This is a genomic window from Polynucleobacter sp. 73C-SIWE, from assembly GCF_018882465.1.
Classification (GTDB): Bacteria; Pseudomonadota; Gammaproteobacteria; order Burkholderiales; family Burkholderiaceae; genus Polynucleobacter.
This window is the reverse complement of the sequence record NZ_JACVOK010000002.1, coordinates 539,653-554,496: the sequence shown is the minus strand read 5'-3', so window position 1 is coordinate 554,496 and position 14,844 is coordinate 539,653. Positions and strand designations below refer to the sequence as shown.

The window sequence follows — 14,844 nt, the reverse complement described above, 5'->3', positions numbered from 1 at the left end:
GCAATGCAGTAGAATTGACGGGTTTTGCAAGATGCCGACGTGGTGAAATTGGTAGACACGCTATCTTGAGGGGGTAGTGGCTTAGGCTGTGCGAGTTCGAGTCTCGCCGTCGGCACCAAAAATGAAGAATTTGTAGGGGTTTTTGCTCTAAATCAAGGCTTTATAAAGTGAAGTATTGAACAATTTGCTGTTTAAAGAATTACCAGACGAACAAATCAGGACCATTTTTTGAATCTCGCTAATTACTTTCCTGTTCTGCTTTTTATCCTCGTAGGTATTGGGGTGGGATTAGTCCCCATGTTCCTCGGAAAGATTTTGGCTCCTTCGAAGCCTGACGCTGAAAAACTCTCTCCATATGAGTGCGGTTTTGAAGCTTTCGAAGATGCGCGTATGAAATTTGACGTGCGCTATTACCTTATTGCCATTCTCTTCATCCTGTTTGATCTAGAAACAGCATTCCTATTTCCATGGGGTGTTGCTCTGCGTGATATCGGTTGGTTTGGCTACGCCTCTATGGTGATCTTCCTTTTGGAGTTCATCGTGGGATTTGTGTATATCTGGAAAAAGGGCGCTCTCGACTGGGAGTGATAGATATGGCATTAGAAGGCGTTCTCAAAGAAGGATTTGTTACTACTACTGCGGATCAGTTGATCAACTGGACGCGTAATGGCTCTTTATGGCCAATGACTTTTGGTTTGGCTTGCTGTGCGGTTGAAATGATGCACGCTGGCGCATCCCGTTATGACTTGGACCGTTTTGGTGTTGTTTTCCGCCCATCCCCTCGTCAATCTGACTTAATGATTGTTGCAGGTACTTTGTGCAACAAGATGGCCCCAGCCTTACGCAAGGTGTATGACCAAATGCCAGAGCCACGCTGGGTTATTTCCATGGGCTCTTGTGCCAATGGCGGTGGTTACTACCATAACTCCTATTCAGTTGTTCGCGGTTGTGATCGCATTGTGCCAGTGGATATTTATGTCCCTGGCTGCCCTCCAACAGCAGAAGCGTTGATCTACGGAATTATTCAGTTGCAATCGAAGATCGCACGCACAAGCACAATTGCGCGGAAGGGCTAAGCAATGTCAGATCGTTTAGTTCAATTAGCCGCCAACCTCGAGAAAGTACTCGGTAAGCGCATTCACTCTGTTCAGATTGCTTTAGGTGAAGTAACGGTAGTTGTTAATGCAGATACTTATTTTGAATCTGCTATGTTGCTTCGCGATGATCCCTTACTGGCATTTGAACAGTTAATCGATTTATGTGGCGTTGATTACCAAGACTTCCGAGATGGTGCTTGGAGCGGCCAACGTTTTGCTGTTGTAAGTCATTTATTGTCCATCCAGCATAACTGGCGTCTGCGTCTGCGTGTCTTTGCAGCCGATGATGGCTATCCATTGTTAGCCTCTATTACTCCAGTATGGAACTCAGCCAATTGGTTTGAGCGTGAAGCATTTGACCTCTATGGCATCTTGTTTGAAGGTCATGATGACTTACGTCGTATCTTGACTGATTATGGTTTCATTGGTCATCCATTTAGAAAAGATTTCCCAATTAGTGGCAATGTAGAGATGCGTTACGACCCAGAGTTAAAGCGTGTTGTTTACCAACCTGTAACGATTGAGGCTCGTGAGATTACTCCACGTATCGTGCGCGAAGAGCAGTACGGAGGCCCGGTTTAAGTCATGACAAAAATTAAGAACTACACTCTCAATTTTGGTCCTCAGCATCCTGCGGCTCACGGAGTATTGCGCTTGGTGTTGGAGCTTGATGGTGAAGTCATTCAGCGCGCTGATCCGCATATTGGTTTATTGCATCGCGCTACAGAAAAATTAGCAGAGACTCGCACTTGGATTCAAAACGTTCCTTATATGGATCGCTTGGATTATGTTTCCATGATGTCCAATGAGCACGCCTACGTGATGGCCATTGAAAAATTGCTTCAAGTAGATGTTCCTCTGCGTGCGCAATATATTCGTGTGATGTATGACGAGTTGACTCGTTTACTCAATCATTTGCTTTGGATAGGCTGTCATGGTCTTGACGTTGGTGCGATGGCAGTGTTCTTGTATGCTTTCCGCGATCGTGAAGACATTTTTGATATGTATGAAGCTGTGTCTGGTGCTCGTATGCATGCTGCTTACTATCGCCCAGGCGGCGTATACCGTGATTTGCCAGATCAAATGGCGCAATACAGTAAATCGAAGATTCGGAGTGAATCGGCTGTAAAACGTTTAAATGAGAATCGTAGCGGCTCTTTACTCGATTTCATTGAGCAGTTTGCAAATGGTTTCGATGCTAATGTGGACGAATACTGCAATCTCTTAACGGATAACCGTATTTGGAAGCAGCGCTTAGTGAATATTGGCATCGTGACGCCTGAGCGTGCATTACAGCTTGGTTTCACTGGCCCGATGTTGCGCGGTTCTGGTATCGAATGGGATTTGCGTAAGAAGCAGCCCTATGAAGTCTATGACCAACTCGATTTTGATATTCCGGTGGGCGTAAACGGTGACTCCTACGACCGTTATTTAGTCCGTATGGAAGAAATGCGCCAATCGAATCGCATTATCAAACAGTGCGTAGCTTGGTTAAAAGCCAATCCAGGTCCTGTAATGAGTGACAACCATAAGGTTTCTCCACCGAAGCGTGTGGACATGAAGACCAATATGGAAGAGCTGATTCACCATTTCAAACTCTTTACTGAGGGTATTCACGTTCCTGATGGTGAGGCTTACTCAGCGGTTGAGCATCCAAAAGGTGAGTTCGGTATTTACTTAATTTCTGATGGTGCTAACAAGCCATATCGTATGAAGATTCGCGCACCAGGATTTGTCCATCTTTCAGCAATGGATGAGATGTCACGTGGCCACATGTTGGCTGATGCAGTAACGATTATTGGCACACAGGATATTGTGTTCGGGGAGATTGACCGCTAATAAAGCGCGCCAAGGATTATTTAATGACAACAACTCTTCAACTATCCGCTAAAACACTTGCAGACATTGCTCGCAATGTGGCGAAGTATCCTCCAGAGCAAAAGCAATCTGCTGTAATGGCTGCTTTAATTGCTGCCCAAACCGAGGTAGGTTGGGTGTCGCCTGAAGTCATTGCAACTGTTGCGAAAATATTAGAAATGCCAACCATTGCAGTTGATGAAGTGGCTACTTTCTACAATATGTACAACATCAAGCCTATTGGTAAATATAAGTTAGTGATCTGCACAAACTTACCTTGCCAATTGACTCATGGTGAAACAGCTGCAAATTATCTTAAAGAAACTCTGGGTATTGGTTTTAATGAAACCACGTCTTGCGGTACCTTTACTCTCAAAGAGGGTGAGTGCATGGGTGCATGCGGTGATTCACCAGTGATGCTCGTGAACGACAAGCGTATGTGCAGCTTTATGAGTAAAGAAAAAATTGATTCACTGCTGAGTGAACTTCGTGCAGAGGGGAAAGCAGCATGACCAGCTTGCACGATCGCCACATTAAGCCCTTGATCCTTGCTGGATTAAATGGCGATAACTGGCGTTTAAAAGATTATGAGAGTCGCGGTGGTTATCAACAGTTGCGTCGTTTAATTAACGATAAAGTTGCGCCTGATGCCATCATCACAGAATTAAAAGCATCATCATTGCGTGGTCGCGGCGGCGCAGGTTTCCCGACGGGATTGAAGTGGAGTTTTATGCCACGTCAGTTCCCAGGGCAAAAATATTTAGTTTGTAATAGCGACGAAGGTGAGCCTGGTACTTTTAAAGACCGCGACATCATGCGGTACAACCCTCATGCTTTGATTGAGGGGATGATCATTGGTGCTTACACCATGGGTATTTCGGTTGGATATAACTATATTCACGGTGAAATTTGGGAAGTGTATTCACGCTTTGAAGAGGCCTTAGAAGAGGCTCGTGCTGCTGGGTACTTGGGCAACAAGATTCTAGGAAGTGATTTCTCCTTCCAATTACATGCCTCTCCAGGTTGGGGTGCATATATTTGCGGTGAAGAAACTGCATTGCTGGAGTCTTTAGAAGGTAAAAAAGGACAACCACGCTTTAAGCCACCATTTCCTGCAAGTTTTGGTCTATATGGCAAGCCAACTACGATTAATAACACGGAGACTTTTGCTGCCGTGCCATTTGTTTTGGCAATTGGTGGTCAGGCCTATTTAGACCTCGGTAAGCCTAACAATGGCGGAACTAAGATTTTCTCCGTCTCTGGTGATGTAGTACATCCAGGAAACTACGAGATTCCATTAGGCACACCGTTTGCTGAGTTGCTGAAACTTGCTGGTGGTATGCGTGATGGCAAAGTATTGAAGGCAGTTATTCCTGGTGGTTCATCTGCTCCAGTAGTTCCGGGTGCTCAGATGATGGATCTGACGATGGATTACGACAGTATTGCAAAAGCTGGTTCGATGCTTGGTTCAGGTGCTGTGATTGTGATGAATGAAACGCGTTGTATGGTTCGTGCATTGGAACGCTTGTCATATTTCTATCACGAAGAGTCTTGTGGCCAATGCACCCCATGTCGTGAAGGTACCGGCTGGCTATGGCGCATTGTGCATCGTATTGAACATGGTCAAGGACGTCCAGAAGATTTGGATTTACTCAACGATGTAGCAGCTAATATCCAAGGACGTACGATTTGCGCCTTGGGTGATGCTGCTGCAATGCCAGTGCGTGGCATGTTGAAGCATTACATGGATGAATTTGCGTATCACGTAGAACATAAGCGCTGCTTAGATTCTGCACAACCTTTATAAGTAATTGAGTACGGGACATCTTAAAGTGAGCATGGTAGAAATCGAATTGGATGGTAAGACGGTAGAAGTTCCGCAAGGTTCGATGGTGATGCACGCCGCGAATAAGCTCGGCACCTACGTTCCCCATTTCTGCTATCACAAGAAACTGTCTATTGCTGCTAACTGCCGTATGTGTTTAGTGGAAGTAGAGAAGGCTCCTAAACCATTGCCTGCTTGCGCTACACCAGTGACTCAAGGTATGAAGGTATTTACTCATTCTGCTAAAGCGGTAGAGGCGCAACGCTCTGTGATGGAGTTCTTGCTGATTAATCACCCATTAGATTGCCCAATTTGTGACCAAGGTGGTGAGTGCCAATTACAAGACTTGGCTGTTGGTTATGGCAAGTCAAATTCACGCTACGACGAAGAGAAGCGTGTTGTATTCCATAAGAATGTTGGTCCATTGATCTCTATGCAGGAGATGACCCGATGTATTCATTGCACCCGTTGCGTCCGTTTTGGTCAAGAAGTTGCCGGCGTGATGGAGTTGGGCATGATCAATCGTGGCGAGCATTCAGAAATTACGACCTTTGTTGGTCAAACAGTCGATTCAGAGTTGTCTGGAAACATGATCGACTTATGTCCAGTGGGTGCATTAACCAGCAAACCATTCCGTTATGAAGCTCGTACTTGGGAATTGGGTCGTAAGCGTTCTGTAAGTCCGCATGATAGTTTGGGTGCTAACACTACAGTACAGACAAAAGCCAACAAAGTGATGCGTGTTGTGGCCTTAGAAAATGAAGCCATCAATGAATGTTGGATTAGCGACCGTGATCGCTTCTCCTATGAAGGTTTGAATAGCAGTGATCGCCTGACTACGCCTATGGTCAAGCAGGGCGGTCAGTGGTTGGAAACAGACTGGCAATCAGCGCTCGATTATGTTGCGCACTCATTAAAGACGATTGCTGCCGAAAGTGGCCCGGAGTCTATTGGCGCATTAGCCCATCCAATCTCTAGCACCGAAGAATTGCATCTCTTACAAAAGATAGTCCGCGGCTTAGGTTCTAGCCAAGTTGAAACACGTTTACGTCAAACCGATGTGAAGGCAGCTGCAGGTGCGCCTTGGTTAGGTATGCCAGTTGCTAAATTAAGCGAGCTAGATCGCGTACTGTTCATTGGTAGCTTCCTGCGCAAGGATCAACCTATCATTGCTGCGCGCATCCGTACTGCTGCCAAGCGTGGCTTGCAAGTAATGCGCATTGATGCTGGTGGTGATGACTGGTTCATTCCAAGTAGCGGTATTTCAGCTGCACCTAGTGCTTGGCTCAATACCTTGAGCGAAGTAGCATTGGCAGTAGCAAAAGCAAAATCTGTTTCTGCTCCAGCAGGAACATTCAATTTAGCGGTATCTCCAGCAGCACAAAAGATTGCTGATAGCCTCATTTCTGGCGAAAGCAAGGCTGTATTGCTTGGATCATCAGCAGTTGCACATCACCATGCATCTGATTTACATGTGATGGCGCAATTTATTGCAGATCAAACTGGTTCTACATTAGGTTTCCTACCGGTTGGTGGTAATGCTGTTGGAGCCGCCTTGGTCAACGCAAATGGTGCTGGCGTTGAATCAGTGCTCTCAGGTGACCGTCGCGCGGTGGTATTAATGAATATCGAGCCAGATAGTGATTTACCAAATCCAGCTCAAGCTCGTGCAGCCTTGGCCAAGGCAAATACGGTCATTGCATTGAGCGCTTATCAGAGCGCTGATTTGCTTGAGCTTGCTGACGTTATCCTACCGATCTCTCCATTTACAGAAACCGTTTCAACGTTTGTTAATGCAGAAGGCAGGACGCAGACCATTCAACCTTCTGTGAAGCCTTTGGGTGACTCCCGTCCAGCATGGAAAGTGCTGCGTGTACTAGGCGGTCTCTTAGGACTTGATGGATTCTTATTTAACTTGCCTGAAGAAGTATTGGGTGAGGCTCTGAATGAGAACTATTGCACTCACTTAAATAACAAAGCAATCAGTAACACTATTACCAATGGCAATCTTGCGCCATTTGATGGTCTTGAGCGTTTGGCTGATGTCAATATTTATGCTGGCGACCCAATTGTGCGTCGCTCACCAGCCTTGCAATTAACACGCGATGCAAAACGCGGCAATCAGGTTGGCTTAAATCAAAAACTCTTTACAGAACTTGGCTTGAAAGAGGGTGATGCAATCCGTGTATCCCAAGGAAGTCAGTCTGTTGATATGCCAGCAACACTAGAGGTAAATCTAGCGTCAGGCACAGTCAGAGTATCTGCAGGCACCATGGCTAGTGCTAAATTAGGATCGATGTTTGGTCCATTGACTGTGAGTAAGGCCTAAGGTACGAGATGGATAATTTCTTGAACCTCATCACAACCCAAGGCGAAGCTATCTTCGGTTCTTTGTGGCCGCTAGTTTGGGCTTTGGTGCGTATTGTCATCATCGTATTGCCAATGTTTGGCTGCGTAGCGTATTTAACGCTCTGGGAAAGAAAGCTCATTGGTTGGATGCATATCCGTCTGGGGCCTAATCGCGTTGGTCCATTGGGGTTGTTACAACCGATTGCTGATGCCTTGAAGCTTTTGATGAAGGAGATTATTGCTCCTGCTCAGGCTTCTAAGGTTTTGTACTTTATTGCGCCAATCATGGTCATCATGCCTGCTTTTGCAGCTTGGGCAGTGATTCCATTTCAAGCCAAGATGGTACTTGCTGATGTCAATGCTGGCTTGCTATACATCATGGCGATTTCATCGATTGGTGTGTATGGTGTCATTCTGGCTGGTTGGTCCTCTAACTCTAAATACCCATTCTTAGGTGCAATGCGTGCTTCAGCACAAATGATCTCTTATGAGATTGCTATGGGCTTTGCTTTGGTCACCGTCTTATTGACCTCGGGCTCTTTGAATCTGAGCACTATTGTTGCTTCACAAGAGCAAGGCTTCTTTGCAGACATGGGTCTGAACTTCCTTTCTTGGAACTGGTTGCCATTGCTACCAATGTTCTTGATTTACTTTATTTCTGGCGTTGCTGAAACCAATCGTCACCCATTTGACGTGGTTGAGGGTGAGTCTGAAATTGTTGCGGGTCACATGGTTGAGTACTCAGGCATGTCTTTTGCGATGTTCTTCTTGGCTGAATACGCCAACATGATTTTGATTGCAGCAGTGGCATCGATCATGTTCCTCGGTGGTTGGTTGCCTATTGTTGATTTGCCGATTCTGCGAGATATCCCAGGTTTCTTCTGGCTATTTGGTAAAACCTTCTTCCTATTGTCCTGTGTGATTTGGTTGCGAGCCACTTTGCCACGCTATCGCTATGACCAAATTATGCGTTTGGGCTGGAAGATCTTTATTCCCATCTCAGTATTTTGGGTGGTTGTCGTTGGCGCATGGGTAGTGTCTCCATGGAATATTTGGAAATAAGTTGATCAATCATGTTTAAGAAAATTTCCCAATTCCTCGATAGCTTGATGCTTAAAGATATTTTGACTGGTATGTCGATTACCGGTCGTTATCTCTTTAAACCAAAAATTACTGTTCAGTATCCAGAAGAGAAAACACCATTGTCTCCACGTTTCCGTGGACTCCATGCTTTGCGTCGCTATGAAAGCGGTGAAGAGCGTTGTATTGGCTGTAAGTTGTGTGAAGCAGTATGTCCTGCATACGCCATCACGATCGAAACTGCGCAGCGTGATGACGGTACACGTCGTACAACCCGCTATGACATTGATTTGACTAAATGCATCTTCTGTGGTTTCTGTGAAGAAGCTTGTCCAGTTGATGCGATCGTTGAAACCAATATTTTTGAATATTTTGGCGATAAGCGCGGCGACTTGTATTTCACAAAAGACATGCTTTTGGCTGTAGGCGATAAGTACGAGAAAGACATTGCCGCTAACCGTGCAGTTGATGCACCTTATCGCTAATCGGATAGAGCACACATCACCATGACATTTGATCCATCCACTTTATTTGCGGTTTTCTTTTACGCGTTTGCAGGCTTGCTAGTTATTTCTGCATTACGCGTGATTACAGCGCGCAACCCAGTACATGCTGCGCTGTTTTTAGTTCTTGCATTCTTCTGTGCTTCCGGTCTTTGGATGCTGCTGAAGGCTGAGTTCTTGAGTCTAGCGCTCATCTTGGTTTATGTTGGTGCCGTAATGGTTCTTTTCCTATTCGTGGTCATGATGTTGGATCTCGATTTAGAGCATTTACGTCGTGACTTTAGAAAATATCTCCCGGTTGCATTCTTAATGGGTGCTGTTATCGTTTTAGAACTATCGATCGTGATTATTCGTAGCTTCATCGGTACAAATGCACCTGTGCAGCCGATGCCGGAAGAGATTGCTGCAAACAATACCTTGGCTCTGGGCAGATTGATTTTCGTAGATTACGTTTATGCCTTTGAAGTTGCTGGCGTAATTCTTTTAGTAGCAATTATTGCTGCCGTGGCATTAACACTGCGTAATCGCAAAGATTCCAAATCTCAGAATATTCATGAGCAAGTTAATGTGGTTGCAGCTGACCGGATGCGCGTTGTAAAAATGGGCTCAGATATGGGTGCCAAGCAAGATACTAGAGGGGAGAAGAAATGAATATCACTCTAGCTCACTATTTAGTGCTTGGCGCAATTCTATTTGCTACCAGCGTGATTGGTATCTTCTTAAATCGTAAGAACGTCATCGTGCTCTTGATGGCAATCGAATTGATGCTTCTGGCGGTCAATATGAACTTTGTTGCCTTCTCTCATTATTTGGGTGATATGGCAGGTCAAGTATTCGTATTCTTTATTTTGACTGTGGCAGCTGCTGAGGCAGCTATCGGTTTGGCAATCTTGGTTGTGCTCTTCCGTAAGGTTGACACGATTAATGCCGATGATCTTGACCACCTAAAAGGCTAGTCATGCAATTGACCTTAAATATTCCCGTTCTCTGCGCAATTCCGCTGGCGCCATTGATTGGCTCCATGATTGCCGGTTTCTTTGGCACTAAATTGGGGGGTAACCGAATTGGTCATGGCGCTTGTCAATTTGTCACGATCTTAGGGGTAGCGATTGCCTTTGCACTCTCTTGCAATGTATTAGTGCAGGTAATGGATGGTTTCTATTTCAACGGTACTGTGTACCGCTGGATGCAATTAGGTGAGTTGAATCTGGATATTGGATTCTTAATTGATCCATTGACCGCCACCATGATGTGTGTAGTGACTTTTGTATCCCTCATGGTCCACATTTATACCATTGGCTACATGAAAGGTGAAGAGGGCTACAACCGTTTCTTCTCTTATATTTCTTTGTTTACCTTCGCCATGTTGATGTTGGTGATGAGCAATAACCTTTTGCAACTCTTCTTTGGTTGGGAAGCAGTGGGCGTAGTTTCCTACCTTCTGATTGGCTTCTATTTTGAGCGTCAGTCTGCTGTATTTGCCAATATGAAAGCGTTCTTGGTAAACCGTGTTGGTGACTTTGGTTTCATTTTGGGTATCGGTTTATTGCTTGCAAGCACTGGCTCAATGCAATATGACGTAATCTTTGCTCAAAACGCTGCCTTAGCAGCACAGACCTTACCTGGCACCAACTGGAGCTTGCTTACGGTTGCCTGTATCTGCTTATTTATTGGTGCTATGGGTAAATCGGCACAATTCCCCTTACACGTTTGGCTGCCAGATTCGATGGAAGGCCCAACTCCCATTTCGGCATTGATTCATGCGGCGACGATGGTTACCGCAGGAATCTTCATGGTGTCACGCATGTCACCATTATTTGAGCTATCGGATGTGGCCCTGAGTTTCATCTTAATCATTGGCTCTATTACTGCGCTCTTCATGGGCTTCTTGGGTATTGTGCAAAACGATATCAAACGGGTAGTTGCTTATTCAACCCTGTCCCAATTGGGCTACATGACTGTAGCTTTGGGTGTATCAGCCTATCCAGTGGCAATCTTTCACTTGATGACACACGCATTCTTCAAGGCACTTTTATTCCTTGCAGCCGGTAGCGTGATCTTGGGTATGCACCACGAACAAGATATGCGCAAGATGGGCGGTCTCTGGAAATACATGCCTATTACTTGCCTCATGATGTTGCTAGGAAACTTGGCCCTGATTGGCACACCATTCTTCTCCGGCTTTTATTCCAAAGATTCCATCATTGAAGCAGTTGCTGCGAGCCATATTCCTGGCTCAGGCTTCGCTTATTTTGCTGTGATGGCAAGCGTCTTTGTAACAGCCTTGTATTCATTCCGTTTGTATTTCTGGGTCTTCCACGGCAAAGCACGCTGGGGTCATGCTGATTCACATGCACATGATCATCATGAGCATGCAGAGCAGGGCGACGACCATGCACATCATGGTTTGGCTCCCGGCGAAAAACCGCATGAGTCTCCAGCGGTGGTCACTGTGCCATTGATTCTCTTGGCTATCCCTTCTGTGATTATTGGTTTTTACACCATCACGCCATTATTATTCGGCACATTCTTTGGCGACTCTATCTTTATTGATGTGGTACGTCATCCGATCATGAAAGAGCTCGAAGATGAGTTCCATGGCCCTATTGCAATGGCAATCCATGCTTTTAGTACGCCAGTATTGCTCTTAGTTGTGCTCGGCGTGTTAACAGCTGCAATTGGTTATCTCTGGGCTCCGAAGTTGCCTGCTAAATTTGCAGAAACTTTTGCGCCAATCAAAAAATTATTTGATAACAAATACTATCTTGATGATTTGAATCAAGCAGTCTTTGCTAAAGGTCTGATTTGGATCGGCGGGATCTTATGGCATCGTGGTGACCAGAAGGTCATTGACGGTTTCTTTGTTAACGGCAGCGCTTACACAGTAGGTCGCTTTGCCGGTGTAATCCGCCATTTGCAATCCGGTTACCTCTACCACTATGCCTTTGCAATGATTGCAGGCTTAGCGGCATTGCTAGCTTGGGTTTTGTATGCTTACCTGCCTTTTGTTCGCTAGGCCTTTGTTACTTAAGTAGCCATTATGATTCTTTCTTACGCCATCTGGACCCCGATTGTTTTTGGACTCATTATTTTGTTCTATGGGTCTGAGAAGCCATCTGCTGGTGTTCGCTGGTTAGCGCTCATTGGATCAATCATCGGCTTCATTGCAACGCTACCTTTGATTATCCAGTTTGATATTGCTAATCCAGGGATGCAGTTTGTAGAGAAGATTAGCTGGATACCGCGTTACGACATTAATTATTTCCTTGGTATTGACGGTATTTCTGTTTGGTTCATTGTGCTGACAGCATTCATCAATATTTTTGTGGTGATTGCTGCCTGGGAAGTGATTGATACCAAAGTATCGCAATACATGGCCTCATTCATGATCCTTTCTGGATTGATGATCGGCGTATTTTGTGCTCTTGATGCCTTGTTGTTCTATGTCTTCTTTGAAGCAACCTTAATACCGATGTACATCATCATTGGCGTATGGGGTGGTCATAACCGTATCTACGCAGCATTTAAATTCTTCTTGTATACCTTGCTTGGATCCTTGTTGACCTTGGTTGCCATGCTGTATTTGTATAACGTGACCAATAGCTTTGATATCTTGGTTTGGCAAAATGCCCGCCTCGATATCGTTGAGCAAATCTTGTTGTTCTTTGCATTCTTCATGGCTTTTGCGGTAAAGGTACCAATGTGGCCGTTGCATACTTGGTTACCAGACGTGCACGTCGAAGCACCTACAGGCGGTTCTGTAGTCTTGGCGGCGATCATGTTGAAGCTTGGCGCTTATGGTTTCTTGCGCTTCTCATTGCCAATCGCTCCAGATGCGAGCCAATACCTCGGCCCTTTCATCATCTTCCTATCATTGGTTGCCGTTATTTATGTAGGTGCAGTAGCCTTGGTACAAAAGGATATGAAAAAGCTCGTAGCCTATTCATCGGTTGCGCACATGGGCTTCGTAACCCTTGGCTTCTTCCTCTTTAGCCCATTAGGTATTGAGGGCGGTATTGTTCAGATGATTTCCCATGGTTTTGTGGCCGGCGCGATGTTCCTTTCGATTGGCGTGCTCTATGATCGTATGCATACCCGTCAGATTGCTGATTACGGCGGAGTCGTGCATCGCATGCCAGCATTCACTGCTTTTGCAGTATTGATGGCGATGGCCAACTGCGGTTTACCAGCAACCTCTGGATTCGTTGGTGAATTTATGGTGATATTGGCAGCGGTAGATTACGACTTTGTGATCGGTATCTTAGCTTCAACAGCCTTGATTCTTGGTGCGGCATATTCATTGTGGATGGTTAAGCGCGTATTCTTCGGTGCTATCACCAATGCCCATGTTGAGGAATTAAAGGACCTCAATGCCCGCGAATTTTTCATGATGACTGTATTAAGTATCTGTGTGATTGGTATGGGCGTATATCCAAAACCATTTACAGACATCATCCATCCTGCCGTCATTAATCTGCTGCAGCATGTTGCTGTAAGCAAACTCTGAGTAAAAGCAAATGCAAGAATTTGATCTATACGCCGTCCTGCCGGAACTCGTTTTACTTGTAGCAACCTGCTTGTTATTGGTTGCCAGTGTTTATGTACCCGAGAGAGTCGTTGCTACTCCAGCTGTAGAGCAGGACATCTTCCATACTCCACGCGGAGTAGGCTTTGTATATTTCTTCACCATCATCTTGTTGGTTTATCTGATTTTTGCATTCATGGGCCGCATGGGAGATCCAGCGCTTGTAGCTATGAATGGCTTATTTCAATCAGACCCATTCTCTAATTTACTCAAAGCCTGTTCATGTGGCGCCGTACTAGTTAGTTTGATTTACTCCAAGCAGTACCTCACTGATCGTGCACTGTTCCGTCCAGACTTTATTGTTCTGGCGTTATTAGCATTGCTTGGTCAAATGGTATTGATCTCTGGTGCAAATCTCTTGACCTTATATCTCGGTCTAGAGTTAATGGCATTGCCTACCTATGCACTGGTAGCGATGCGCCATAACAGCGAGAAGAGTGTAGAAGCTGGTATTAAGTACTTCATATTGGGTGCCTTAGCCTCGGGATTTTTGCTGTATGGCATGTCCATGCTTTATGGCGTAACAGGCTCGCTTGATCTGATTGAGATCTTTAAAACAGTTGCTGATCCCCGTATTAATCATTTGGTAATGGCCTTTGGCTTGGTCTTTATTGTGTCTGGCCTGGCATTTAAGCTCGGCGTTGTTCCTTTTCACATGTGGGTGCCAGATGTGTATCAAGGTGCACCAACAGCAGTAACGCTGATGATTGCCGCTGCACCTAAGATCGCTGCATTTGCCTTGCTATTCCGTTTATTGATCAACACTTTGTTGCCGCTCATGGGTGATTGGCAGCCAATGTTGGTGGTATTAGCAGTGCTTTCATTGGTTGTTGGTAACGTTACTGCGATTGCCCAAACTAACGTCAAACGGATGTTGGCCTATTCCGCGATTGCGCAAATGGGCTTCGTCCTATTGGGCATGTTGTCAGTCTTTGATGAGCATGCATTTAGCGCCTCGATGTTTTATGCCATTACCTATGTATTAACTACACTAGGTACCTTCGGTTTGTTAATGGTGCTCTCACGCAAGGGCTATGACTGTGAAACTTTGGATGGCCTCAAAGGTCTCAATAAGAAGCATCCTTGGTTTGCCTTTATTGGTCTGGTGATGATGTTCTCTTTAGCTGGTATTCCGCCAACCGTTGGCTTTGCCGCTAAATTGGGTGTTCTAGAAGCTTTGGTTGATGGAGAGCATACCTTCTTGGCCATTATTGCTGTCATGGCTTCTCTGATTGGTGCTTTCTATTACTTGCGCGTAGTGAAGGTGATGTACTTCGATGAGCCAGTACATGAGATGGCTGTAAGTGGCTCTGGCTATGCAAAGGGCATCCTGAGCCTCAATTGCATTTTAGTGTTGGCGCTTGGCATTGTTCCTGCTGGTTTAATGAGTCTTTGTCTTGACGCTATGCGCCGCACTTTACTGGGTTCTTAATCCTGATTCTGAACCAGATATAAAGGCTCCAATTAGGGGCCTTTATTGTTTTAGGATAACTAGATACGTATTACTACAGTGTCATTGAAGTTTTGTATCATCAGGTAATCAAAGAC

At 45.3% G+C, this 14,844-nt stretch carries 14 protein-coding genes and 1 tRNA gene; all 15 read left to right on the top strand.

Going from position 1 to position 14,844, the window contains the following annotated elements; all coding sequences use genetic code 11:
- The first annotated feature begins 33 nt into the window (after positions 1–33).
- Positions 34–118, top strand: a tRNA-Leu gene (locus ICN17_RS09070).
- 110 nt (positions 119–228) lie between these two features.
- Complete coding sequence (locus ICN17_RS09065; protein ID WP_011902892.1) at positions 229–588, top strand: NADH-quinone oxidoreductase subunit A; 360 nt, start codon at positions 229–231, stop codon at positions 586–588.
- A gap of 5 nt (positions 589–593) precedes the next feature.
- A complete protein-coding gene (locus tag ICN17_RS09060; RefSeq protein ID WP_087910080.1) occupies positions 594–1,076 on the top strand; it encodes an NADH-quinone oxidoreductase subunit B family protein in 483 nt (160 codons plus the stop codon).
- A 3-nt stretch (positions 1,077–1,079) separates the two neighbouring features.
- On the top strand, positions 1,080–1,679 hold the full coding sequence (locus ICN17_RS09055; RefSeq protein WP_216237175.1) for an NADH-quinone oxidoreductase subunit C: 600 nt from the start codon (positions 1,080–1,082) through the stop codon (positions 1,677–1,679).
- 3 nt (positions 1,680–1,682) lie between these two features.
- A complete protein-coding gene (locus ICN17_RS09050) occupies positions 1,683–2,936 on the top strand; it encodes an NADH-quinone oxidoreductase subunit D (RefSeq protein WP_216237174.1) in 1,254 nt (417 codons plus the stop codon).
- Between the two features lie 23 nt (positions 2,937–2,959).
- Positions 2,960–3,466, top strand: coding sequence for an NADH-quinone oxidoreductase subunit NuoE (nuoE, locus tag ICN17_RS09045; RefSeq protein ID WP_216237172.1), 507 nt, complete (start codon positions 2,960–2,962; stop codon positions 3,464–3,466).
- A complete protein-coding gene (nuoF, locus tag ICN17_RS09040; protein WP_216237169.1) occupies positions 3,463–4,761 on the top strand; it encodes an NADH-quinone oxidoreductase subunit NuoF in 1,299 nt (432 codons plus the stop codon). The genes nuoE and nuoF overlap by 4 nt, the downstream gene beginning before the upstream one ends.
- A gap of 31 nt (positions 4,762–4,792) precedes the next feature.
- Positions 4,793–7,108, top strand: coding sequence for an NADH-quinone oxidoreductase subunit NuoG (gene nuoG / locus ICN17_RS09035; RefSeq protein WP_216237167.1), 2,316 nt, complete (start codon positions 4,793–4,795; stop codon positions 7,106–7,108).
- An 8-nt stretch (positions 7,109–7,116) separates the two neighbouring features.
- Positions 7,117–8,190, top strand: coding sequence for an NADH-quinone oxidoreductase subunit NuoH (gene nuoH, locus ICN17_RS09030; RefSeq protein ID WP_216237166.1), 1,074 nt, complete (start codon positions 7,117–7,119; stop codon positions 8,188–8,190).
- 11 nt (positions 8,191–8,201) lie between these two features.
- A complete protein-coding gene (gene nuoI / locus ICN17_RS09025; protein ID WP_216237164.1) occupies positions 8,202–8,693 on the top strand; it encodes an NADH-quinone oxidoreductase subunit NuoI in 492 nt (163 codons plus the stop codon).
- A 21-nt stretch (positions 8,694–8,714) separates the two neighbouring features.
- Positions 8,715–9,362, top strand: coding sequence for an NADH-quinone oxidoreductase subunit J (locus ICN17_RS09020; RefSeq protein WP_087910073.1), 648 nt, complete (start codon positions 8,715–8,717; stop codon positions 9,360–9,362).
- Positions 9,359–9,667 (top strand): NADH-quinone oxidoreductase subunit NuoK, encoded by a 309-nt coding sequence (gene nuoK / locus ICN17_RS09015; RefSeq protein WP_087910072.1) that lies wholly within the window; start codon positions 9,359–9,361, stop codon positions 9,665–9,667. The genes ICN17_RS09020 and nuoK overlap by 4 nt, the downstream gene beginning before the upstream one ends.
- A gap of 2 nt (positions 9,668–9,669) precedes the next feature.
- Positions 9,670–11,727: an NADH-quinone oxidoreductase subunit L gene (gene nuoL, locus ICN17_RS09010; protein WP_087910071.1), complete on the top strand. Its 2,058-nt coding sequence runs from the start codon at positions 9,670–9,672 to the stop codon at positions 11,725–11,727.
- Positions 11,728–11,751: 24 nt separating this feature from the next.
- Positions 11,752–13,218 (top strand): NADH-quinone oxidoreductase subunit M, encoded by a 1,467-nt coding sequence (locus ICN17_RS09005; protein WP_087910070.1) that lies wholly within the window; start codon positions 11,752–11,754, stop codon positions 13,216–13,218.
- Positions 13,219–13,228: 10 nt separating this feature from the next.
- Positions 13,229–14,728, top strand: a complete 1,500-nt coding sequence (gene nuoN, locus ICN17_RS09000) for an NADH-quinone oxidoreductase subunit NuoN (RefSeq protein ID WP_216237162.1) — start codon at positions 13,229–13,231, stop codon at positions 14,726–14,728.
- The last annotated feature ends 116 nt before the right edge of the window (positions 14,729–14,844 follow it).

Bases quoted from the DNA above. Each gene is read 5' to 3' on its own strand.
- ICN17_RS09005 (WP_087910070.1), top strand. From the start codon at position 11,752: ATGATTCTTTCTTACGCCATCTGGACCCCGATTGTTTTTGGACTCATT.
- nuoL (WP_087910071.1), top strand. From the start codon at position 9,670: ATGCAATTGACCTTAAATATTCCCGTTCTCTGCGCAATTCCGCTGGCG.
- ICN17_RS09055 (WP_216237175.1), top strand. From the start codon at position 1,080: ATGTCAGATCGTTTAGTTCAATTAGCCGCCAACCTCGAGAAAGTACTC.
- ICN17_RS09020 (WP_087910073.1), top strand. From the start codon at position 8,715: ATGACATTTGATCCATCCACTTTATTTGCGGTTTTCTTTTACGCGTTT.
- ICN17_RS09060 (WP_087910080.1), top strand. From the start codon at position 594: ATGGCATTAGAAGGCGTTCTCAAAGAAGGATTTGTTACTACTACTGCG.
- nuoH (WP_216237166.1), top strand. From the start codon at position 7,117: ATGGATAATTTCTTGAACCTCATCACAACCCAAGGCGAAGCTATCTTC.
- nuoF (WP_216237169.1), top strand. From the start codon at position 3,463: ATGACCAGCTTGCACGATCGCCACATTAAGCCCTTGATCCTTGCTGGA.
- nuoK (WP_087910072.1), top strand. From the start codon at position 9,359: ATGAATATCACTCTAGCTCACTATTTAGTGCTTGGCGCAATTCTATTT.
- nuoI (WP_216237164.1), top strand. From the start codon at position 8,202: ATGTTTAAGAAAATTTCCCAATTCCTCGATAGCTTGATGCTTAAAGAT.
- nuoG (WP_216237167.1), top strand. From the start codon at position 4,793: ATGGTAGAAATCGAATTGGATGGTAAGACGGTAGAAGTTCCGCAAGGT.
- nuoN (WP_216237162.1), top strand. From the start codon at position 13,229: ATGCAAGAATTTGATCTATACGCCGTCCTGCCGGAACTCGTTTTACTT.
- ICN17_RS09050 (WP_216237174.1), top strand. From the start codon at position 1,683: ATGACAAAAATTAAGAACTACACTCTCAATTTTGGTCCTCAGCATCCT.
- nuoE (WP_216237172.1), top strand. From the start codon at position 2,960: ATGACAACAACTCTTCAACTATCCGCTAAAACACTTGCAGACATTGCT.